The 22,723-nt window shown below is 51.5% G+C and carries 19 protein-coding genes; 17 read left to right on the top strand and 2 right to left on the bottom strand.

Annotated elements, in window-relative coordinates:
- The first annotated feature begins 65 nt into the window (after nucleotides 1–65).
- Nucleotides 66–935: a DNA-3-methyladenine glycosylase 2 gene (gene alkA / locus G4551_RS15190; protein ID WP_003841772.1), complete on the top strand. Its 870-nt coding sequence runs from the start codon at nucleotides 66–68 to the stop codon at nucleotides 933–935.
- Here alkA and G4551_RS15185 read toward each other — a convergent pair.
- Nucleotides 903–4,232: a diguanylate cyclase gene (locus G4551_RS15185; protein ID WP_003841774.1), complete on the bottom strand. Its 3,330-nt coding sequence runs from the start codon at nucleotides 4,230–4,232 to the stop codon at nucleotides 903–905. The genes alkA and G4551_RS15185 overlap by 33 nt on opposite strands.
- 315 nt (nucleotides 4,233–4,547) lie before the next feature.
- Between G4551_RS15185 and udk the strand changes: the two genes are divergently transcribed.
- The 3 genes from udk to asmA all read left to right on the top strand — a co-directional run bounded on the left by udk (nucleotide 4,548) and on the right by asmA (nucleotide 7,742).
- Complete coding sequence (gene udk, locus G4551_RS15180) at nucleotides 4,548–5,189, top strand: uridine kinase (protein WP_003841777.1); 642 nt, start codon at nucleotides 4,548–4,550, stop codon at nucleotides 5,187–5,189.
- Between the two features lie 91 nt (nucleotides 5,190–5,280).
- Nucleotides 5,281–5,862, top strand: a complete 582-nt coding sequence (gene dcd, locus G4551_RS15175) for a dCTP deaminase (RefSeq protein WP_003036774.1) — start codon at nucleotides 5,281–5,283, stop codon at nucleotides 5,860–5,862.
- Nucleotides 5,863–5,888: 26 nt separating this feature from the next.
- The gene (gene asmA, locus G4551_RS15170; RefSeq protein ID WP_003841780.1) at nucleotides 5,889–7,742 is read left to right on the top strand and encodes an outer membrane assembly protein AsmA; all 1,854 of its coding nucleotides are present in this window, start codon (nucleotides 5,889–5,891) and stop codon (nucleotides 7,740–7,742) included.
- Nucleotides 7,743–7,786: 44 nt separating this feature from the next.
- Here the strand turns inward: asmA and G4551_RS15165 are convergent, their stop codons facing one another.
- Complete coding sequence (locus G4551_RS15165) at nucleotides 7,787–9,370, bottom strand: TerC family protein (RefSeq protein ID WP_003841782.1); 1,584 nt, start codon at nucleotides 9,368–9,370, stop codon at nucleotides 7,787–7,789.
- A 655-nt stretch (nucleotides 9,371–10,025) separates the two neighbouring features.
- On the opposite strand from G4551_RS15165, the gene G4551_RS15160 reads away from it, so the two are divergent.
- The 13 genes from G4551_RS15160 to wcaI all read left to right on the top strand — a co-directional run bounded on the left by G4551_RS15160 (nucleotide 10,026) and on the right by wcaI (nucleotide 22,723).
- Nucleotides 10,026–11,165: a polysaccharide export protein gene (locus G4551_RS15160; RefSeq protein WP_003841784.1), complete on the top strand. Its 1,140-nt coding sequence runs from the start codon at nucleotides 10,026–10,028 to the stop codon at nucleotides 11,163–11,165.
- 5 nt (nucleotides 11,166–11,170) lie between these two features.
- A complete protein-coding gene (gene wzb / locus G4551_RS15155; protein WP_003841786.1) occupies nucleotides 11,171–11,620 on the top strand; it encodes a low molecular weight protein-tyrosine-phosphatase Wzb in 450 nt (149 codons plus the stop codon).
- A complete protein-coding gene (gene wzc / locus G4551_RS15150; protein ID WP_003841788.1) occupies nucleotides 11,617–13,779 on the top strand; it encodes a tyrosine-protein kinase Wzc in 2,163 nt (720 codons plus the stop codon). The genes wzb and wzc overlap by 4 nt, the downstream gene beginning before the upstream one ends.
- A gap of 72 nt (nucleotides 13,780–13,851) precedes the next feature.
- Nucleotides 13,852–14,694, top strand: coding sequence for a colanic acid biosynthesis glycosyltransferase WcaA (gene wcaA, locus G4551_RS15145; RefSeq protein WP_003841790.1), 843 nt, complete (start codon nucleotides 13,852–13,854; stop codon nucleotides 14,692–14,694).
- Nucleotides 14,695–14,696: 2 nt separating this feature from the next.
- On the top strand, nucleotides 14,697–15,185 hold the full coding sequence (wcaB, locus tag G4551_RS15140) for a colanic acid biosynthesis acetyltransferase WcaB (RefSeq protein WP_003841792.1): 489 nt from the start codon (nucleotides 14,697–14,699) through the stop codon (nucleotides 15,183–15,185).
- Nucleotides 15,182–16,399, top strand: a complete 1,218-nt coding sequence (gene wcaC, locus G4551_RS15135; protein ID WP_003841794.1) for a colanic acid biosynthesis glycosyltransferase WcaC — start codon at nucleotides 15,182–15,184, stop codon at nucleotides 16,397–16,399. The genes wcaB and wcaC overlap by 4 nt, the downstream gene beginning before the upstream one ends.
- A complete protein-coding gene (gene wcaD, locus G4551_RS15130; protein WP_003841796.1) occupies nucleotides 16,374–17,591 on the top strand; it encodes a colanic acid polymerase WcaD in 1,218 nt (405 codons plus the stop codon). Before wcaC ends, wcaD begins: the two co-directional genes overlap by 26 nt.
- A gap of 5 nt (nucleotides 17,592–17,596) precedes the next feature.
- Nucleotides 17,597–18,343 carry a colanic acid biosynthesis glycosyltransferase WcaE gene (gene wcaE, locus G4551_RS15125; RefSeq protein WP_003841797.1) on the top strand — a complete coding sequence of 249 codons (747 nt, stop codon included), beginning with the start codon at nucleotides 17,597–17,599 and terminating at the stop codon, nucleotides 18,341–18,343.
- A gap of 9 nt (nucleotides 18,344–18,352) precedes the next feature.
- Nucleotides 18,353–18,907 (top strand): colanic acid biosynthesis acetyltransferase WcaF, encoded by a 555-nt coding sequence (gene wcaF / locus G4551_RS15120; protein WP_003841800.1) that lies wholly within the window; start codon nucleotides 18,353–18,355, stop codon nucleotides 18,905–18,907.
- A gap of 24 nt (nucleotides 18,908–18,931) precedes the next feature.
- A complete protein-coding gene (gene gmd, locus G4551_RS15115; protein ID WP_003036748.1) occupies nucleotides 18,932–20,053 on the top strand; it encodes a GDP-mannose 4,6-dehydratase in 1,122 nt (373 codons plus the stop codon).
- Nucleotides 20,054–20,055: 2 nt separating this feature from the next.
- Nucleotides 20,056–21,021: a GDP-L-fucose synthase gene (gene fcl / locus G4551_RS15110; protein WP_003841801.1), complete on the top strand. Its 966-nt coding sequence runs from the start codon at nucleotides 20,056–20,058 to the stop codon at nucleotides 21,019–21,021.
- 2 nt (nucleotides 21,022–21,023) lie between these two features.
- Nucleotides 21,024–21,503, top strand: coding sequence for a GDP-mannose mannosyl hydrolase (locus G4551_RS15105; RefSeq protein WP_003841803.1), 480 nt, complete (start codon nucleotides 21,024–21,026; stop codon nucleotides 21,501–21,503).
- Nucleotides 21,500–22,723 carry a colanic acid biosynthesis fucosyltransferase WcaI gene (wcaI, locus tag G4551_RS15100; protein WP_003841805.1) on the top strand — a complete coding sequence of 408 codons (1,224 nt, stop codon included), beginning with the start codon at nucleotides 21,500–21,502 and terminating at the stop codon, nucleotides 22,721–22,723. Before G4551_RS15105 ends, wcaI begins: the two co-directional genes overlap by 4 nt.

The raw sequence follows: 22,723 nt of genomic DNA, 5'->3' as shown, positions 1-22,723 counted from the left end.
ATGAAAGCAAGGCGTACTGATTGAATACCGTTTATGCTGTAAGTTTGCTTTAAAAGGAAAACCGAATGTTCACGCTGAGCTGGCAACCGCCTTATGACTGGCCCTGGATGCTGGGATTTCTTGCCGCCCGTGCGGTTGAAGGTGTCGAAACCGTAGAAGAACTGAGTTATGTCCGAAGTCTGTCCGTAGGGGAGCATCGTGGTCTGGTGAGCGTTGTCCCGGATCTGCACGCCAATGTGCTACACGTGACGTTGAGCTCAGGGTTACAGCCTGTAGCCTCCGAGTGCCTGGCAAAAATAACGCGCTTGTTCGATCTTTCATGTTGCCCGCAGCAAATTGTCGGCGCGCTGGGTAACCTCGGCGCGGCGCGTCCGGGATTGCGCCTGCCGGGATGTGTCGATGCTTTTGAGCAAGGGGTACGGGCGATTTTAGGACAGTTAGTCAGCGTGGCGATGGCCGCGAAACTGACAGCGAAAGTAGCGCACGCTTATGGCAATACACTGGAGGATGCGCCCGAGTATGTGTGTTTTCCCTCTCCAGAAGAGCTTGCCAACGCCGATCCGCTGCACCTGAAAACGTTAGGAATGCCGCTCAAACGCGCTGAAGCGTTGATTCACCTTGCTCATGCAACCCTTGAAGGAACGCTCGCGACAACAGCCCCTGCCGATATCGAACAAGGCGTTAAGCAGCTACAAACATTTCCCGGGATAGGGCGATGGACCGCCAACTACTTTGCGCTGCGCGGCTGGCAGGCGAAGGACGTTTTTCTGCCGGATGATTATCTGATTAAGCAGCGTTTTCCCGGCATGACACCAGCCCAGATCCGGCGGTATGCAGAGCGCTGGAAACCCTGGCGCTCCTATGCGCTGTTGCATATCTGGTATACGGATGGTTGGCAACCGTCAGTTGATGGCGAAATTGCTGGTATTCAGTAGCAGATCCAGCGGTTGGGCGTCGGCAATAATATCGCCATAAATCATATCAATACCGATGCCAGAAAGCGTATCCATGATGAGCGGCAGTTGCACCGGACCGGCGATGGTTTTAATGTCCAGGCGCTGAGCATGACCCTGGATAATGGACACCCACATTTCGTCGATCAAGTTGCCGGGAGCGCTGGCACTTAGCTCGCTGTCGAGTAACAGGTAATCGACAATGTGATATTTCAGGTTGTCAAAAAGCTCTAAGTCGCGACCAACCTGACTTAACACAATTCGACAACCGTACTGCCGCAGTCGATGCAGGGCGGATACCGCCTGCGTTGGGCTTGTTTTGATGACACTTGATGGAACGGTCAGATGCAGCAATCGTGGCGGTAGCGGGCTGCGTTGCAAGTGCTCTAGCAGCTCATCTACCAGTTCTGTGTTGAGCAGGCCGGCGGCGGAAAGGGGCAGGGCAATACTGAGGCCCTTGTTGGCGACAGCCGGGGCAGCACTCTGGAAGAACTCGCCGAATACCCGACGATCGAGCGCCTGACTCAACGTGGGATCGACCAACCCGGCATGGAAGGCTTGATCTTCAATGATTTCACCCTCAGCGGTGCCTAAGCGAAGCGAGATAATCCAGAAGCTAAAAGTCTCCGGTATACGCGGAGAAGCAACGCCTCTGGCGATCATCAGCATAGGGTTGTGTGTAATAGTGTGTCTTTGTTCATCCAATGACAGTTGGCTACGCGCGGCATGGGCCTGGCTTTGCTGAGGCTCATAGACACAGACTCGCCCACGGCCGCTGTTTTTCGCCGCGTAGCAGGCGATATCGGCCTGAGACATAACGTCAGTCGCGACATGGTTTTTCTCATCAATCAGCGTAATTCCCGCACTGGCGCCAATACGGTGCAAACGGCCTTCCCACATAAATTGGTAATTGTTAATAGCACTGATGATGCGTCCTGAGATAAAGCGGGCGCTTTCGATATTACAATCCGGCAGCAACAGACCAAACTCGTCGCCGCCAAGGCGCGCCAGCATATCGCTGGATCGCAACATGCTGAGCATAAGCGCAGAGAGTTCACGCAGCAGGGCATCGCCGGCGGCATGACCCGCGCTGTCGTTCACCGCTTTAAAACGATCCAAATCGATAAAAACCAGTACATGGCACTGGCGCGTGTCGTGTACTGAATGCAGCAATTGTTTTAGATGGTTTTCGAAGCTGACCCGGTTTGCCAACTGCGTCAGGTCATCATGTGAGGCACTGTAGCTAAGCTGGCGGAGCATCTTCCGTGACTCTGTGACGTCCTGAATAACCAACACCGAACCAATGCTACCGCCGTCAAGGGTGCTGAGGGGCGTGATGCTGTACTGAATGTCATAACTGTTGCCGTTACGACAATGCAGGACCACTTCCTGCTCGATTGCCGTACGCGACATGTCAGCACTGTAGATATTTTCCATCAGCGGACCGTTCTCGCCAAAAGTAATATGTAGTACCGTCAATAGCGGAATGCCGATGGCACTGTCCTGCTGCCAGCCGCTCATTTTCTCAGCGACCGGATTCATAAAGGTCACGTTCATATAGACATCAATACAAATTACCGCTTCGCCGATTGAGTCCAGCGTAATGTGCAGGCGCTCTTTTTCCTGATACAGCGCTTCGTTAAGCTGCTTCACTTCGGTCATATCCATATTGATACCAAGTAAGCGTTCAACTTCACCGTCTTTATTCAGCACCCGGTTGGCCAACGAGCGGATATGGCGTATGCCATCTTTTACTGCGATACGAAACTCAAGCTTAAACGGAACCCGCGCGGCCAGCGAATCACGAATCACATTTTCGGCGTACTCGCGATCTTCGGGTACAACGCACTCATACCAGACTTGCCAACTGGGTTTGATATGTGCGGGAACTTCATACAGATCGAACATCCGTTTATCCCAACTGATCACGTCAGGCTGCAGTTCCCATTCCCAAATCCCAATACCCCCGGCTTCATTGGCGAGGGTAATGCGTTCCATCAACCGTTTGTTAATCCACTCGGTATGCTTCAGGTCGTTAATGTCCTCAACCTGCGCGATAAAGTAGAGTGGAGTGTTGTCGCTATGACGCACCAGCGAAACGGCCAGCAACGCCCAGACGACGTCGCCCGCGCGGGTGTAATAGCGTTTTTCCATGGAATAGCTATTAATCTCTCCGCGTGCCAGCATGTTGAGTTGTTCAAGGTCGTTGTTCAGATCTTCCGGCCAGGTTAACTGCTGGAAGGTCAGCGAACGTAGCTCCTCCTGGCTATAGCCCAGAAACTGGCACAAGGCTTTATTGGCCTGTAGCCATTGCCCCTCGGTGCCAACCAGTGCCATGCCAATCGCGGAATATTCCATGGCGTTGCGAAAGCGTGACTCGCTTTCTGAAATGTTCTTGCGTTCGGCTCGAAACGCGTACATCACCATGGTCATCATGTTGGCGGGCAACAGGATCATCAAAAACGGCAACCAGGGGATGTCCGTCATCATGTTCTGTTTCGGGGTGTAAAGCAGTGAAGGGTCGGCGGCCAGCATCAGCGAAACCATCATCACGGTGCTGAGGAATATTAAAAACGCCTCCATACGCGGCAGACGGACAGCGCTCCACATCAGCAGGACAATAACGCAGGTAAATGGCCATGGAATGTACATCATGGATAGCCAACTGAACGTTAAGGTCACCAGAAGCGTAATCAGGGTCTCAAGCAATAATCGCGGGTCGCGATGGCGCAGCAGGTAATGTGGTTTAAACAGCAAACCTAACGGCACCAACGCCAGTGCGCCAATGGATTCTGACAGTACCCAAATGAGAAAGGTATTTAACGTAGTTTCCTTCGGCAACAACATCCACATCAATACGCCGCCCAGCAGTGGCGGAACAACCGCGCTGCCAAATGCCAGACGCGCCCAGTCGTTAAGATTTTGTAAGGGATTGTACCAGGGCAGCAGTTTACGCAATAACATTGCGCCAACAACAGCCTCAATAATGTTAATGACCGTATAGGAGAAATTAAGCGACTGTCCGGGGAAGAAGAGTAAAGAGGCGCCGATGCTACCGAATGAGCAAGCCAGCGCGATCCCAGGCCACATCTTTCCAGCGTGACGGTAAAAAGCCACCATCATGATAGAGGTTGGAAACCACAGCGGTGCAAGCTGTGCGCCGTAACGTGACAGTTCCAGCGAAAACAACGTAAAGATGAAAGCCACCAGACCTAAACTGGCCAGGCGCAGTAGAGGATGGGGTAAGGTAACTAAAACATGTTGGGATTGTTTACTCATTACCACTCTACCCAAATAGCCGTTGTCGCCCAGCAGAGATGCCGGACGCATCACATTTAATCTGGGATTATGCTAGTACAAACAATTTACAATTTATACGCCAGCTGCTCATAAATTAACACTCCCAAGCTATTAATTCCTAAGGCAGGTGAATAAATATAGCGGCTGTTCTAAATCTGACCATTTTAATTTGCGACAGGGACAGCATTGGTGCAGCCTGGGGTGGCATCGCGCCGCTGAAATCCCTATAATTGCCGCGTTTGGCGTTTCGGCGCCGCCCTTCCTTACATCCAGGTTAATCAGGTCGCTAAATTTATGACTGATCAGTCCCATCAGTGCGTCATTATCGGCATTGCCGGCGCATCGGCTTCCGGCAAGAGCCTTATTGCCAGTACTCTTTATCGCGAATTGCGTGAACAAGTCGGTGACGAACATATTGGCGTTATTCCCGAAGACAGCTATTACAAAGATCAAAGCCATCTGTCGATGGAAGAACGTGTAAAAACCAACTACGACCATCCGAACGCGATGGACCACAGCCTGCTGTTTCAACATCTGCAAGCGCTGAAACGCGGCTCCGCCATTGAGCTGCCGGTATATAGCTATGTTGAGCACACGCGTACGCAAGACACTATTCATATCGAACCCAAGAAAGTCATCATCCTGGAAGGCATTTTGCTGCTGACGGATGCGCGTTTGCGTGACGAGATGAACTTCTCTATTTTTGTTGATACGCCGTTGGATATTTGCCTGATGCGCCGTATCAAGCGGGATGTGAACGAACGTGGTCGTTCAATGGATTCGGTGATGGCGCAATACCAGAAAACCGTCCGGCCAATGTTCCTGCAATTTATTGAGCCTTCAAAACAATACGCCGACATCATTGTGCCGCGCGGGGGTAAAAACCGCATCGCCATCGATATTCTGAAGGCTAAAATCAGTCAGTTCTTTGAATAAGTTCAGCGAATTGTGTACCGTTCAGTGATAACCTGGTTCACCCTTAACGCACCTGGCATTAAGGGTTTGAAGCACGAAAGGAGAAAGTGCCATGCGTTTATGTGACCGAGATATTGAAGCCTGGTTGGATGAAGGTCGCCTGTCGATCAATCCACGCCCTCCTGTCGAGCGAATCAATGGCGCCACGGTAGATGTGCGCCTTGGCAACAAATTCCGTACGTTCCGCGGTCATACGGCGGCGTATATCGATTTAAGCGGACCGAAAGATGAAGTCAGCGCCGCGCTGGATCGCGTGATGAGTGATGAAATCGTCCTCAAAGACGGCGAAGCCTTTTTCCTGCATCCGGGGGAACTTGCACTGGCGGTAACATTCGAATCCGTGACACTGCCTTCCGATCTCGTCGGTTGGTTAGATGGCCGTTCTTCGCTGGCTCGTCTGGGACTGATGGTACACGTCACCGCTCACCGTATCGATCCGGGCTGGTCTGGCTGTATCGTACTGGAGTTTTACAACTCCGGAAAATTACCGCTGGCTCTGCGTCCGGGGATGCCGATTGGCGCGTTAAGTTTCGAACCGCTTTCCGGTCCGGCAGCGCGACCCTACAACCGTCGTCAGGATGCGAAATATCGCGACCAGCAGGGCGCCGTTGCCAGCCGGATCGATAAAGACTGAGTGTTTATCAGTCTATTGGGGATAGCATGAGACGATTTCTGACGACGCTGATGATTCTTCTGGTCGTGCTGGTGGCCGGTTTTTCTGCGTTAGTACTGTTGGTGAATCCGAATGATTTCCGCGCGTATATGGTCAAGCAGGTTGCCGTACGTAGCGGGTATCAGCTGCAGTTGGATGGCCCCCTGCGTTGGCACGTATGGCCGCAACTGAGTATCCTCTCAGGGCGAGTGATGTTAACGGCTGAAGGCGCCAGCGAACCCCTGGTTCGTGCTGATAATATGCGTCTCGACGTTGCATTGTGGCCGCTGTTGAGCCACCAGCTCAGCGTGAAGCAGGTGATGCTCAAAGGCGCAGTGATTCAATTGACCCCGCAAACTGAGGCGGTACGCGGCAAAGATGCACCCGTTGCCCCAAAAGACAATATGTTGCCCGATCTGGCGGAAGACAAAGGATGGTCGTTTGATATCGCCCGTCTGCGTGTTGCCGACAGTGTTCTGGTGTTCCAACATGAAGACGATGAACAGGTTACCGTTCGCGATATTCGTCTGGAGATGGAACAAGATAGCCAGCACCGCGGCACGTTTGATTTCTCCGGGCGTGTGAACCGCGATCAGCGCGATCTCGCGTTATCCTTTAACGGTACGGTCGATGCCTCCGATTATCCGCACAACTTATCTGCGAATATTGAACAGTTAAGCTGGCAACTGCAGGGGGCCGATCTGCCGCCGCAGGGGATCAACGGTCAGGGACATCTTCAGGCGCAATGGCTGGAAGAGAAAAAACAGCTTTCATTTAGCCAGATAAATTTGACCGCTAATGACTCTTCTTTCTCCGGGCAAGCGCATGTGGCCTTGTTGGAAAAACCGGAATGGGCCGTTGACCTAAAATTTGGTCAGCTCAATCTGGATAACCTGCTCGTACAACATGACGCAGCGGTGACAGCAAAAGGTGAAGTTCAGCAAGGTCAGAGTCAGTCAACGCTGGCGCGCCCCGTTATTGCTTCCCAGGTTGATGCTGTTTCGTATCAGGGACTCAAGGGTTTTTCGGCAGACATCGCTTTGCAGGCTGACAAGGTGCTGTGGCGGAAAATGGCGTTTGAGAATGTCTCGGCAAAAATAGACAACCGGTTCGGTTTACTGAACATTGCACAGTTGCAGGGAAAAAGTGATGGCGGGCTGATCTCATTGCCCGGTACGCTGGATGCCAGAAAGGGAGAACCGCGAGCGGTATTTCATCCGCGCCTGGAAGGTGTTGAAATTGGCACTATTCTGAAGGCCTTTGATTACCCCATCGCACTCATCGGCAAGCTGTCGTTGGCGGGGGATTTTTCCGGCTCGGATATTGACGCCCAGGCGTTTCGTCACAGCTGGCAAGGGCAGGCCCATGTCGAAATGAACGATACGCGAATGGAAGGGATGAACTTCCAGCAGATGATACAGCAGGCCGTCGAGCGTAGCGGTGGAGATGCTAAAGCCCAGCAAAATATGGAGAACGTGACCCGTCTGGATCGTTTTGTAACCGATATGACGCTGGATAACGGTGAGGTGACGCTGGATAACATGGTAGGGGAGTCCGCTATGTTGGCACTGACCGGCAAAGGAACGTTAGATCTGGTGAAGCAGAATTGCGACACGCTGTTTAACATTCGCGTGCTGGGCGGTTGGGATGGCGAAAGTAAGTTGATTAATTTCCTGAAGGCCACCCCGGTTCCTCTCAGAGTCTATGGTCAATGGCAGTCACTGAACTACAGTCTGCAAGTTGATCAGCTTTTGCGTAAACATCTGCAGGATGAAGCAAAACGTCGCCTGAATGACTGGGCCGATCGCAATAAAGATTCCCGCAACGGCAAAGATGTTAAAAAGTTGCTGGATAAGCTCTGATTCATATTGCCGGATGGTGGCTAATGCCCCATCCGGCTCGTGACTTACACCTCGTAATCCATCTCTTCTTCACTGTGTAGCGGTATCAGCTGGACTTTTTGCACGCGATGATTTTCCACCTGCAGGGTTTTTAGCCGATAGTCGCCAACCTGGACTTCCTCCCCGGTTTTTGGGATGCGCTGCAAATATTCCATTAAAAGCCCGGCAATGGTGTGATACTCACGTTTTTCATCTAATGGGATAGGGACGTACTGCACCAGGTCTTCCAGCGGCATATGCCCGTTAGCGGTCCATGAACCATCGGCGTTTTTCTGAATATCATGGCGGGCGTCGATTTCCTCTACCTCGTTTGGCAGATTGCCGGCGATGGTTTCCATCACATCACTCAGCGTCACAATCCCTTCGACGGAACCAAATTCATCGGCTACAAACGCGAAGTGCGTCCGGGCGTTTCGGAACTGCTCAAGCGCCGGAAGTAGCGGCAGAGTTTCCGGGAACACCAGCGGCTGGCGAATCAGGACGCGCAGGTCGAGCGGCTCGCCGCGCAGAGACTGTTGCAGCAAATCGATGACATGCACCACGCCAAGCAGTTCTTCCTGCCCGTCTTCGCCAGTGACCACCAGACGCGTATGCTGGTTTTTTTCCAGTAAGGCGCGGATTTCTGCTTCGGGAGCATTGAGGTCGATGTGTTCAATATCGTGACGCGAGGTCATGATACTGCTGACGGTACGCTGATTAAGGTTCAGCACACGTTCAATCATCCTCCGCTCCTGAGGCGCGAAAATCTGACCTTCATGATGGTCCGCCAGCATTGCCGCGGTTTCGGCATCCAGTTCGGCATCTTCTTTTTGCCCGCTCAGCAGCCGCATTACCGCTTCGGCGGTGCGCTGGCGCAGAGTATGGTTGGCTGAGAGGAAGCGACGACGGTTAAAAATAGCCAACTGGTTCAATGCTTCGATCATCACCGAGAAGCCGATGGCCGCGTACAGGTAACCTTTCGGGATATGGAAACCAAACCCTTCGGCCACCAGGCTAAAACCAATCATCAGCAAGAAGCTCAGGCACAGAATAACGATAGTTGGATGACTGTTGACAAAGCGCGTCAGCGACTTGCTCGCCAGCACCATCAGGCTGATGGCAATAATCACCGCAGCCATCATCACGGCCAGGTGATCGACCATCCCAACAGCGGTAATGACGGAATCGAGAGAGAATATGGCGTCCAGCACCACGATCTGCGCGACCACACCCCAGAACTTAGCGCCTTTACGCTGGGTGGGATTGTCGCTGTCTTTTCCTTCCAGCCGTTCGTTGAGCTCCATAGTGGCTTTAAACAGCAGGAAGAAACCGCCGAACAGCATGATCAGATCGCGGGCGCTGAAGCTGAGATCGCGAATGCTGAACAGCGGCGTGGTCAGTGTTACCAGCCAGGATATTGATGCCAGCAGCAGCAGGCGCATAACCATCGCCAGCAGTAGCCCGGTAATACGCGCCTTATCCCGCTGGGCAGGAGGTAGTTTCTCCGCGAGGATGGCAATAAAAACAAGATTATCAATGCCAAGAACAAGTTCGATCACGATTAACGTGACCAGTCCGGCCCAGATTGACGGATCGGCAATCCATTCCATAGTAAATGCTATACCCATAGTTGTATGACAATTGTCACAATTCGATCATGGGTAAAACTGGCGAAAAATGCAATGGCGAGAGGGGATTTCTCTGTCGATTATATTAGAACAGATGCAGGATAATAGCCTTAATGTAACTACAGGAAATTATTTCATTAATCTAGATATATTTAGGAAATATCGCAGGTGGGATGTTTTTATATCAATATTGTCAACATCAATAAAATCCTAAAAATATACAAATCCAACGCTTAATATTAATCTTAAAAGCTTGGTATTGGTGGTTTGTTTTCTTGCCTGATATTCGCTTAGCTGCAACAATTCTTGCGGTAATAATCAAAAGATAAATATTTCCTCATTAACCAGTGGCACGTATTCCCGATGCGTTGCCGCTGTAAATGTGATGAAAATAAAGGAGAAGATAAAAATTTAAATTAATCAGTGCATTGGTAGCTAGTGAAGCCAGGGGCGGTAGCGTGTCTGGTCGCCTGAAACAAGCCTAAATTATTCTGTCAAGAGACCGCAGATGAATTCATTTTTTTAGGACTGATGCCAGTTAAATTCCATTTCAATTAACGGCAAGGTAAATACGTACAGGCGAAGTCGCTATTTAGATTGCATGTGATAATTACTCTGCCAAAGTGATAAATAATCAATGATGAAATCCAAACTTAAATTGATACCAGTATTGGTATCGGTAATCTTGATAAACGGTTGTACCGTGCTTCCGGGCAGCAATATGTCTACGATGGGCAAAGATGTGATTAAACAGCAGGACGCTGATTTTGATATCGATCGCATGGTGAATGTTTATCCACTCACCCCACGACTGGTAGAACAATTACGTCCTCGACCAAATGTTGCACAACCTAATATGTCGCTGGACCAGGAGATTGCCGGGTATCAGTACCGGGTCGGTCCGGGGGATGTCCTGAATGTGACAGTCTGGGACCATCCTGAACTCACCACACCAGCCGGGCAGTACCGTAGCTCAAGCGATACCGGTAACTGGGTGCAACCTGATGGCACGATGTTTTACCCCTACATCGGCAAAGTCAGCGTGGTAGGGAAAACGTTGGCAGAGATTCGTAGTGATATTACCGGGCGCTTAGCGAAGTACATTGCTGACCCGCAGGTGGACGTTAATATCGCCGCTTTCCGCTCGCAGAAGGCCTATGTCTCCGGACAGGTGAACAAATCCGGTCAGCAGGCCATCACCAACGTGCCGCTTACCATTCTCGATGCCATTAACGCCGCTGGCGGTCTCACCGAAGCGGCAGACTGGCGCAACGTTGTGCTGACTCATAAAGGGCAGGAGCAACGCATTTCACTGCAAGCACTGATGCAAAATGGCGACCTGAGCCAGAACCGACTGCTCTATCCGGGCGACATTCTGTTTGTCCCGCGTAATGACGATCTGAAAGTCTTTGTAATGGGGGAAGTGAAAAAACAGAGCACCCTCAAAATGGACTTCAGTGGCATGACGCTTACCGAAGCGCTGGGCAATGCCGAAGGTATTGACCTGACCACCTCCAATGCCAGCGGTATTTTCGTTATTCGGCCATTGAAAGGCGAGGGCGGGAACAACGGCAAGATCGCCAATATCTATCAGCTTGATATGTCCGATGCGACGTCGCTGGTGATGGCAACATCATTCCGACTCCAGCCATACGATGTGGTGTACGTCACTACTGCGCCGGTTGCTCGCTGGAACCGTTTGATCAATCAGTTGCTGCCGACTATTAGCGGTGTTCGCTATATGACGGACACGGCCAGCGACCTTCACAACTGGTAATCGTCATGTTTAACAAAATCTTAGTTGTCTGTGTGGGGAACATTTGCCGTTCTCCGACGGCAGAGCGCTTGTTAAGGCAATTTCACCCGGCGTTGACGGTCTCTTCTGCCGGTCTTGGGGCGCTGGTGGGGAAAGGCGCGGATCCGTGCGCCATTAGTGTGGCGCAGGCGCACAACCTGTCACTGGATAATCATTGTGCCCGGCAGATCTCGGGACAAATGTGCCGGGAGTATGACCTGATCCTGGCCATGGAAAAGCGCCATATCTCTGCCCTGTGTGAAATGGTGCCGGAGATGCGCGGCAAAGTGATGCTTTTTGGTCACTGGGACAGCGAGCGCGAAATTCCCGATCCATATCGTAAAAGCCGTGATGCGTTTGACGCGGTGTACACATTACTTGAACGGTCTGCCCGCCAATGGGCTCAGGCACTGAACGCAGAGCAGGGAAAACGATGACAGAAAAAGTAAAACAGTCTGCTGCGCCGGTAACGGGCAATGATGAAATCGATATTGGTCGTCTGGTCGCAACGGTGGTGGAAGCCCGCTGGTGGGTACTTGGCATTACCGCGGCTTTTGCATTGTGTGCCGCGGTCTACACACTGTTCGCCACCCCCATCTATAGTGCGGACGCGCTGGTGCAAATTGAGCAAAATACTGGAAATTCATTGGTGCAGGATATTGGCTCGGCGTTGTCGAACAAACCCCCGGCCTCGGAAGCGGAAATTCAGCTCATTCAGTCACGACTGGTATTAGGGAAAACGGTAGACGATCTCAACCTCGATATCGGCGTTACCAAAGATACGTTCCCTATTTTTGGCGCGGGCTGGGACCGGCTGATGGGCCGTCAGAACGAAACGGTTAATGTGACTACCTTCACGCTGCCAAAGGCAATGAATGAACAGACCTTCACGCTCAATGTGCTGAATGACAAAAGTTATCAACTGGTGAGTGACGGGGGTTTTAGCGTTCGGGGGCAAGTCGGCAAGGTGTTGGAACACGATGGCGTGACGATGCTGGTTGAGGCGATTCATGCCAGCCCGGAGAGCCAATTTACCGTCCGTAAATTCTCCACGCTGGGCATGATAAACACCCTGCAAAATAATCTGATGGTGGCGGAAACAGGCAAAGATACCGGTGTATTGAGCCTGACTTTTACCGGTGAAGACCGCGAGCAAATCCGCCAGATCCTCGACAGTATTACCCGTAACTATCTGCAACAAAACGTGGAACGTAAATCCGAAGAGGCCGCCAAAAGTCTGGCGTTTCTGGCCAAGCAGTTGCCCGAAGTGCGTAACCACCTGGATGTTGCTGAAAACAAGCTGAACGCCTTCCGTCAGGATAAAGACTCCGTGGATTTGCCGCTGGAAGCCAAAGCGGTGCTGGATTCGATGGTGAATATCGACGCGCAGCTGAATGAACTGACCTTTAAAGAAGCGGAGATTTCCAAGCTGTTCACCAAAGCGCACCCGGCGTACCGCACGCTGCTGGAAAAACGCCAGGCGCTGGAAGATGAGAAAAGTAAGCTGAACGGGCGTGTAACGGCGATGCCGAAAACACAGCAGGAAATTGTTCGCCTGACGCGTGATGTGGAGTCCGGTCAGCAGGTCTATATGCAGTTGCTGAACAAGCAACAGGAACTGAAGATTACCGAGGCCAGTACGGTCGGTGATGTGCGCATTGTCGATCCCGCGATTGCCCAGCCTGGCGTGCTGAAGCCGAAAACGGCGCTGATTATTCTCGGCAGTATCATTCTCGGTTTAATGCTTTCCGTGGTGGGCGTACTGCTGCGTTCTCTGTTTAATCGCGGTATTGAAAGCCCCCAGGCGCTGGAAGAGCATGGTATCAGCGTGTATGCCAGTATTCCGCTGTCTGAATGGCAAAAAGCGCGTGATAACGTTCAGACCATTAAAGGTGTGAAACGCTACAAGCAAAGCCAACTGCTGGCCGTGGGGAATCCAACGGATCTCGCCATAGAAGCGGTCCGTAGCCTGCGTACCAGCCTGCACTTTGCCATGATGCAGGCGCGTAACAACGTATTGATGCTGACCGGCGTCAGTCCGTCGATTGGGAAAACATTTGTCTGCGCTAACCTGGCGGCAGTTATTAGCCAGACTAACAAACGCGTGCTATTGATCGACTGCGACATGCGCAAAGGCTATACCCACGAACTGCTGGGGACCAATAATGTTAACGGCCTGTCTGAGATCCTCATTGGCAAAGGGGATATTTCATCCAGCGCTAAACCGACATCGATTCCGCATTTTGATCTGATCCCTCGCGGTCAAATTCCTCCCAATCCTTCCGAACTGTTGATGAGCGAGCGCTTCGGCGAACTGATTGCCTGGGCCAGTTCGCACTATGACCTGGTGTTGATTGACACCCCACCAATTCTGGCGGTGACCGATGCGGCTATCGTAGGGCGCCACGTCGGAACCACGCTGATGGTAGCGCGTTATGCGGTCAACACGCTGAAAGAGGTGGAAACCAGCCTGGGCCGCTTCGAGCAAAATGGCATTCAGGTGAAAGGGGTGATCCTCAACTCGATCTTCCGCCGCGCCAGCGGGTATCAGGATTACGGCTACTACGAATACGAATACACGTCGGATTCGAAATAACTAACAGCAACGCATATCGAATGTAGGCCTGATAAGCGTAGTGCCATCAGGCAACTTTTTTTGGAAACGAAAATGACCACAGAAAACCCGCTAATTTCAATTTACATGCCAACCTGGAACCGCCAGCAGCTGGCCATTCGGGCGATTAAATCGGTGTTGCGGCAGGACTATCCTCACTGGGAGATGATCATTGTGGATGATTGCTCTTCCTCATATGAGCAGTTGCAGCAGTTTGTTGAGGAACTCAACGATCCGCGCGTGTCGTATACGCATAATCCCACCAACTCCGGGGCCTGTGCGGTGCGTAATCAGGCCATTATGCAGGCCAACGGGCAATACATTACGGGGATTGATGATGATGATGAATGGACGCCGAACCGACTGAGTGTATTTCTCAACTATCGCCATCATTTGGTCACGCGGGCGTTTCTGTATGCCAATGACTATGTCTGTGAGGGCGAAGTGTATTCGCAGCCGACCAGTCTGCCGCTCTATCCGAAGTCCGTTTATTCACGCCGCAGGTTTTATAAGCGCAACATCATTGGTAATCAGGTATTTACCTGGGCATGGCGGTTTAAAGCATGTCTGTTCGATACCACGCTGAAAGCGGCGCAGGATTACGACATCTTCCTGCGCATGGTGGTGGCGTATGGCAAACCGTGGAAGGTCAAGGAGGCAACGCAGATCCTGCATGTGAATCACGGTGAGATGCGCATTACCTCATCGCCAAATAAATTCTCCGGCTACTTTCAGTTTTACCGCAAGCACAAAGGCAAATTTGACCGGGCCAGCAAGAAATATCAGCTGTTTACCCTCTATCAGATCCGCAACAAACGGATGAACTGGCGCACGCTGCTGACGCTGCTTTCTGTTCGCAACAGTAAGCGTCTGGCCGACGGACTGCGAGGACGCTAATTATGCTGGAAGATTTACGCGTGAACGGCTGGAGTCTGCGCCCCTGCTGCATGGTGGTGGCCTATCGGATTGCCCATTTTTGCTCCGTCTGGCGTAAAAAAAATATCATAAACAACCTGTGGGCCGCCCCGGTACTGGTGATGTACCGCCTTATCACCGAATGCCTGTTTGGCTATGAGATTCAGGCTGCTGCATCAATCGGTCGTCGTTTCACCATCCATCATGGCTATGGGGTGGTTATCAATAAACACGTGGTTGTGGGGGATGATTTTACCCTACGCCACGGCGTCACCATCGGCAATCTTGGCACCAACGATTTGTCCTGCCCGGTAATCGGTAACAGCGTTGAGCTGGGGGCCAATGTCACTCTGCTTGGCGACGTTGCTATTGGCGATAACGTGACGATTGGTGCCGGGAGCGTCGTGGTGGATAGCGTTCCGGACAATGCGCTGGTCGTGGGCGAGAAGGCACGGGTGAAGGTAATAAAATGAAGATATTACAATTTAATGTGCGACTCGCAGAAGGTGGGGCGGCAGGCGTGGCGTTAGATTTGCATCTGAGGTCGCTGGAAAAAGGGCTGTCGTCGCGTTTTGTCTATGGCTATGGCAAAGGCGGTAAAAAAAGCGCCAGCCATGCGAAATACCCGCAGGTTATCAAATATACGCCGCGCCTGACGTCGGCGGCGAACATTGCGCTGTTTCGTTTCGCGAACCGCGACATGTTCGGCAATCTCGACAAGCTATATCGTACGGTTACCCGCACTAACGGCCCGCTGGTACTGCATTTTCATGTGTTGCACAGCTACTGGTTGAACCTGGAAGAGGTAGTCTCCTTTTGCCAAAAAGTGAAAGCGCATAAACCGGATATCACCTTCGTCTGGACGCTGCACGATCACTGGAGTGTGACCGGGCGCTGTGCCTTTACCGATGGCTGCGAAGGCTGGAAAACGGGCTGTCTGCAATGCCCAACGCTGAGCAACTATCCGCCGGTAAAAATCGATAAAGCCCATCAACAGTTGCCCGTTAAGCGGCAGATGTTTCGTGCGATGCTGGCGCTGGGTTGCCAGTTTATCTCGCCCAGTCAGCATGTGGCCGACGCCTTCAACAGCCTGTATGGCGCGGGACGCTGCCGCATTATCAATAATGGCATTGATGTGGCAACTGAAGCCATTCTTGCCGAACTACCCGCGATGCCTGAGGAGAGCGGTCGGCCGAAAATTGCCGTGGTGGCTCATGACCTGCGCTATGACGGCAAAACCAGTCAGCAACTGGTGCGAGCGATTACCGCGCTTGGAGACAAAATTGAGTTGCATACCTTCGGCAAATTTTCGCCATTTGCGGGAGATAACGTCATCAATCACGGTTTTGAGAGCGATAAGCGCACGTTGATGAGTGCGCTTAATCAGATGGATGGACTGGTGTTCAGCTCCCGTGTCGATAACTACCCGCTGATTCTGTGCGAAGCGCTGTCCATCGGCGTACCGGTAATAGCCACGCACAGCGATGCCGCGCAGGAAGTGCTTGCTAAATCAGGCGGAAAAACGTTCAGCGAAGCTGAAGTGTTGCAACTGGTGCAGCTGAAAAAATCAGACATTGCGCAGGCGGTTTTTGACACGTCGCTTGCCGCATTTAGCCAGCGCAGCCGATTGGCATACAGTGGACAACAGATGCTGGAGGAATATGTCTCGTTCTATCAGAATCTGTAGCTATCTGGTGCTACCGCTGCTTTATCTGCTGGTAAACGTCAAACTCGCCCAGCTTGGCGAGAGCTTCCCGATCACTATCGTTACCTTTTTACCCGTTCTGCTGTTGCTGTTTATCGAACGCATCAATATCAAAAAATTAATGATCGCGCTGGGCGTAGGGGGCGGACTGACGGCATTTAACTATCTGTTCGGTCAGTCACTGGATGCCAGCAAGTACGTGACGTCCGCCATGTTGTTTATCTATACCGTGGTGATTATTGGCATGGTATGGAGTATTCGCTTCAAAACCATTTCATCGCATAACTACATTAAAATCTTGCGCTTTTTCTGGCTGGTTGTGGGACTGGTGGTGGGGTTAGCTGCAGCTGAAATGGCGCAGATAATTCTCAGCGGCGGCAGCAGTTTAATGGAAGTTATTTCGAAATATCTTATTTACAGTAACAGCTATGTTCTGAACTTTATTAAGTTTGGTGGGAAACGAACTACCGCGCTCTATTTCGAACCGGCATTCTTCGCTCTGGCATTAATCTCAATTTGGCTCAGTATCAAACAGTTTGGTATCAAAACACCTAAGTCCGATGCTATGATTCTGGTAGGGATAATATTATCGGGATCGTTTTCAGGAGTAATGACGTTTATTTTGTTTTACCTCCTAGAATGGGCGTTTCAGTACCTAAATAAGGATGCGATAAAAAAGAAACTACCTCTGGCGATAATCTCATTGAGCGTGTTTTTAGTTGGTGTGATATTTGCTTTTCCGTACATCGCAACGCGGCTTGGTGATTTAGGAACTGAAGGTTCGTCATCGTATTATCGTATCGTAGGGCCATTAGTGATGGTCGGTTATTCGTTACTGAACGTTGATGGCGTAGTGAGATTTGGCTCACTTTATGAATACGTCGCGTCATTCGGAATTTTTAACGGTGCAGATGTCGGTAAAACAATAGACAATGGCTTGTATCTGCTGATTATTTATTTTTCATGGTTCGCGGTGATATTAGCCCTATGGTACATGGGGAAAGTCATGAAAATGATGATCAATGCGTTTGGCGATAATCAGAATTATCGGGTGCAGCTTTATCTTTTTACACCATTGTCACTGTTTTTTACTGGTTCAGTATTTAGTCCGGAATACGCATTTTTAATTGTGTGTCCGTTTATTTTGCGCAAGGCGCTGAATATCGCGAGGTAACTCACATGCTGCTCAGTATCATTACCGTCGCCTTTCGCAATCTGGAAGGGATCGTCAAAACTCACGCGTCGCTGGCACATCTGGCGCAAGCGGGTGATATCAGTTTTGAGTGGATTGTTGTTGATGGCGGCTCCTCGGATGGTACGTCGGCGTTTCTTGAAGGACTCAGTGGAGAACACCGGTTACGGTTTGTCAGCGAACCGGATAACGGCATCTATGATGCGATGAACAAAGGCATCGCCATGGCGCGCGGGCGGTTTGCATTGTTCCTCAACTCCGGGGATATTCTGCATGCGAATGCGGCTTGTTTTATCCGCCAGCTAAAAATGCAGAGTGACCAAACTATGGTCATTGGCGATGCGTTGCTGGATTTCGGCAATGGCAACAAAATTAAGCGTCGGGCAAAACCGGGTTGGTATATTTATCACAGCCTGCCAGCCAGCCATCAGGCAATATTCTTTCCTCTCTCAGGACTGAATGTCTGGCATTATGATTTGCAATATAAAATATCGTCAGATTACGCGTTGGCAGCCAAATTATACAAGTCCGGCTATGCTTTTAAAAAGCTGCGCGGGTTGGTGTCGGAATTTTCTATGGGCGGAGTGTCAACGACGAATAATCTGGAATTGTGCCGGGATGCCAAAAAAGTACAGCGCCAGATATTACATATGCCTGGTTTTTGGACCGGTTTGTCAGAATATTTACGTCTGCGCACAACCGATAAAGCAAAAACCTTATATGGAAAAACGTAAGAGCACAATATGCAAGACTTAAGCGGATTTAAAGTGCCTGGAGGTTTTCGCGGCGGCGGCGCTATTAAAGTGCAATTATGGTGGGCGGTGCAATCAACATTATTTCGCTGGTCTCCACAGGTCATGTATCGCTGGCGTGCATTTTTATTACGGATGTTTGGCGCAAAAATAGGAAAAAACGTAGTCATTCGGCCTTCAGTAAAAATTACTTATCCGTGGAAACTAACTCTGGGAGATTATGCCTGGGTGGGTGATGACGCGGTTTTATATACGTTAGGTGATATTACGATTGGGGCCCACGCAGTTATTTCGCAAAAAAGTTATTTATGCACCGGGAGTCATGATTATGCCAGCCAACATTTTGATATTAACGCCACACCGATAGTGGTTGGCGATAAATGCTGGCTGGCGACAGATGTCTTTGTCGCGCCTGGCGTAACGATTGGCGATGGCACCGTCGTCGGAGCACGAAGCAGCGTATTTAAATCGCTGCCAGCAAATGTCATTTGTCGGGGAAATCCCGCAGTAGTCACGCGCGAACGCGTCGAGAAAGTTACTCCCTGAGGGGATCACTGAAGAGGTTATAACATGTCAAAAGTCGCTCTCATTACTGGCGTAACCGGGCAGGATGGTTCTTACCTGGCAGAACTCCTGCTGGAAAAAGGGTACGAAGTACACGGTATTAAGCGTCGCGCTTCATCATTCAACACCGAACGTGTGGACCACATCTACCAGGATCCGCATTCAGGCAATCCCAAATTTCATCTGCACTATGGCGATTTGACGGACTCCTCCAATCTGACCCGTATTTTACAGGAAGTCCAACCGGATGAAGTCTATAACCTGGGTGCCATGAGCCACGTTGCGGTGTCGTTTGATTCACCGGAATACACCGCAGACGTTGATGCGATCGGCACCTTGCGCTTGCTGGAGGCGATCCGCTTCCTTGGTCTGGAAAAAAAGACCCGTTTTTATCAGGCGTCCACCTCTGAGCTGTATGGTCTGGTTCAGGAAATCCCGCAGAAAGAGAGCACGCCGTTCTATCCGCGTTCACCGTATGCCGTTGCTAAGCTGTATGCCTACTGGATAACCGTCAACTACCGTGAGTCTTACGGGATGTATGCCTGTAACGGCATTCTGTTTAACCACGAGTCTCCGCGCCGCGGCGAAACCTTTGTCACTCGCAAAATTACCCGGGCGATCGCCAACATCGCTCAGGGGCTGGAGTCTTGCCTGTACCTGGGCAACATGGATTCACTGCGCGACTGGGGGCATGCCAAAGATTACGTCAGGATGCAGTGGATGATGCTGCAGCAGGATAAGCCGGAAGATTTCGTGATTGCCACCGGCGTGCAGTATTCCGTGCGCCAGTTTGTAGAAATGGCGGCAGCACAACTGGGGATTAAATTGCGCTTTGAAGGTGAGGGCGTGAATGAAAAAGGCATCGTGGTTTCCGTGACCGGACATGATGCGCCGGGCGTGAAGCCAGGCGATGTCATGATTGCCGTTGACCCGCGCTACTTCCGTCCGGCTGAGGTGGAAACGCTGCTGGGCGATCCGGCCAAAGCACATGAAAAACTGGGCTGGAAACCGGAAATCACGCTGCGCCAGATGATCTCGGAAATGGTTGCTAACGATCTTGATGCGGCGAAGAAACATTCCCTGCTCAAGTCGCACGGTTACGAGGTTGCCATCGCGCTGGAGTACTGAGGATGAAGACACAACGTATTTTTGTGGCGGGCCATCGCGGGATGGTGGGGTCCGCCATCGTCAGACAATTGTCGCAGCGAAATAATGTGGAGCTGGTGCTGCGTACCCGCGACCAGCTTAATCTGCTGGACGCCAGTGCGGTGCAGGCGTTTTTTGCCGCTGAACGTATTGACCAGGTTTATCTGGCGGCGGCAAAAGTAGGAGGGATTGTGGCAAACAATACTTATCCTGCTGATTTTATTTATGAAAACATGATGATTGAGAGCAACATTATTCATGCTGCACATCTGCATAACGTGAATAAACTGTTGTTTCTCGGGTCATCCTGTATTTATCCCAAGCAAGCTACCCAGCCAATCGCCGAGAGTGAACTGTTGCAGGGGACACTTGAACCGACCAATGAGCCGTATGCGATTGCCAAAATTGCCGGTATCAAGCTGTGTGAATCGTATAACCGACAGTATGGCCGTGATTATCGCTCGGTGATGCCGACCAATCTGTATGGGCCGCATGACAACTTTCATCCGAGTAATTCGCATGTGATCCCGGCGCTGCTGCGCCGCTTTCATGAAGCTCGCGGGCAAAATGCGCCGGATGTGGTGGTATGGGGCAGCGGGACGCCAATGCGTGAATTTCTGCATGTCGACGATATGGCGGCGGCCAGTATCCACGTGATGGAGTTGGCTCAGGAAGTGTTGCAGGAATATACCCAGCCTATGCTGTCGCATATCAACGTGGGTACCGGCGTGGACTGCACCATCCGTGAACTGGCGCAGACTATTGCGGAGGTCGTGGGTTACAAGGGGCGCGTGGTGTTTGACGCCAGCAAACCGGACGGCACGCCGCGCAAATTGCTTGACGTTACGCGTCTGCATCAGTTGGGCTGGTATCACGAGATATCTCTGCAAGCGGGACTTGCCAGTACATATCAGTGGTTTCTTGAAAACCAGCAGCGTTACCGGGGGTAAGCATGTTTTTACGTCATGAGGATTTTTCCACCGTTGTACGTTCAACTCCGCTGATTTCCATCGATTTGATCGTGGAAAACGCCCACGGTGAATTTCTGCTTGGCAAGCGCCTCAATCGTCCTGCGCAGGGGTACTGGTTTGTGCCCGGCGGTCGGGTGCAAAAAGATGAACCGTTGCACGCGGCCTTTGAGCGGCTTACTGAAGCTGAGCTGGGGTTACGTTTACCGCTGTCCGCTGCGCAGTTTTACGGTGTCTGGCAGCACTTCTATGGCGACAACTTTTCCGGGGAAGATTTCTCAACGCATTACATCGTGCTGGGATTTCGTCTGCGGGTGTCGGAAAACGACCTGCAACTGCCTGACGTTCAACATGACGCGTACCGCTGGCTGGCAATTGAAGAGATTCTGGCCAGTGACCACGTGCACGACAACAGCCGGGCTTACTTCTGTGAGAAGAGTCAGGCTGGAGCACCCGGGCTATGAAGATCCTTGTGTATGGCATCAACTATTCGCCGGAGTTGACCGGTATCGGTAAATACACCGGTGAAATGGTGGAGTGGATGGCGCGACAGGGGCATGACGTACGGGTGATCACTGCGCCACCTTATTATCCGCAGTGGAAGGTCAACGGTCGCTATTCATCCTGGCGCTACCGTCGTGAAGAGGGCGATACCATCGTCTGGCGTTGCCCGCTGTATGTGCCTGAGCAGCCCTCCACGCTCAAGCGTCTACTGCATTTAGGCAGTTTCGCCATGAGCAGTTTCTTTCCGCTGCTGGCGCAGCGCCGCTGGAAGCCAGATCACATCATTGGGGTAGTACCGACGCTGTTTTGTACGCCGGGAATGCGCCTGCTGGCGAAGCTGTCCGGGGCGCGCACGCTGCTGCATATTCAGGATTACGAAGTTGATGCCATGTTGGGACTTGGCATGGCGGGCAAAGGCAAGCGCGGTATGGTGGCAAAACTGGCCAGCGCTTTTGAGCGCAGTGGGCTGTTGAATATGGATCATATTTCGACCATTTCTCGCTCAATGATGAATAAAGCACAGGAAAAGGGCGTTGATGCACAGAAGGTTATTTTCTTTCCGAACTGGTCAGAAGTAGCGCGTTTTCGCGATGTGGACGCCGCCGATGCTCTGGCGTTGCGCCAGCAGCTGGGCTTGCCTGATGGAAAAAAAATCATTCTCTACTCTGGCAATATTGGTGAAAAGCAAGGACTGGAGAGTGTAATCGACGCAGCGGCCCTGTTGAGCGAGCGGCCCTGGCTGTTTGTGATTGTCGGGCAGGGCGGGGGTAAAGCGCGACTGGAGAATATGGCCAGCGAACGCGGCCTGAACAATGTGATGTTCTTTCCGCTGCAATCTTATGACGCGCTGCCTGCACTGCTAAAAATGGCGGACTGTCATCTGGTGGTACAAAAGCGCGGTGCGGCGGATGCCGTACTGCCTTCCAAACTGACCAATATCCTCGCCGTTGGTGGTAACGCGGTGATTACCGCCGAGCCGGAAACCGAGCTGGGGCAGCTCTGTAACATTGTTCCAGGCATCGCAGTATGCGTGGAGCCGGAATCGGTAAATGCGCTGGTTTGCGGTATCCAACAGGCGTTGAGGATGCCAAAAGTCAATACGGTGGCACGTGACTATGCTGAACGCACGCTGGATAAAGATAACGTGCTTAGCCAATTTATTGCTGATATTCGGGGTTAA

The organism is Citrobacter freundii ATCC 8090 = MTCC 1658 = NBRC 12681 (assembly GCF_011064845.1).
Lineage (GTDB): Bacteria > Pseudomonadota > Gammaproteobacteria > Enterobacterales > Enterobacteriaceae > Citrobacter > Citrobacter freundii.
Note: the sequence above shows the minus strand (reverse complement) of the source record. Positions and strands in the feature narration are given on the sequence as shown.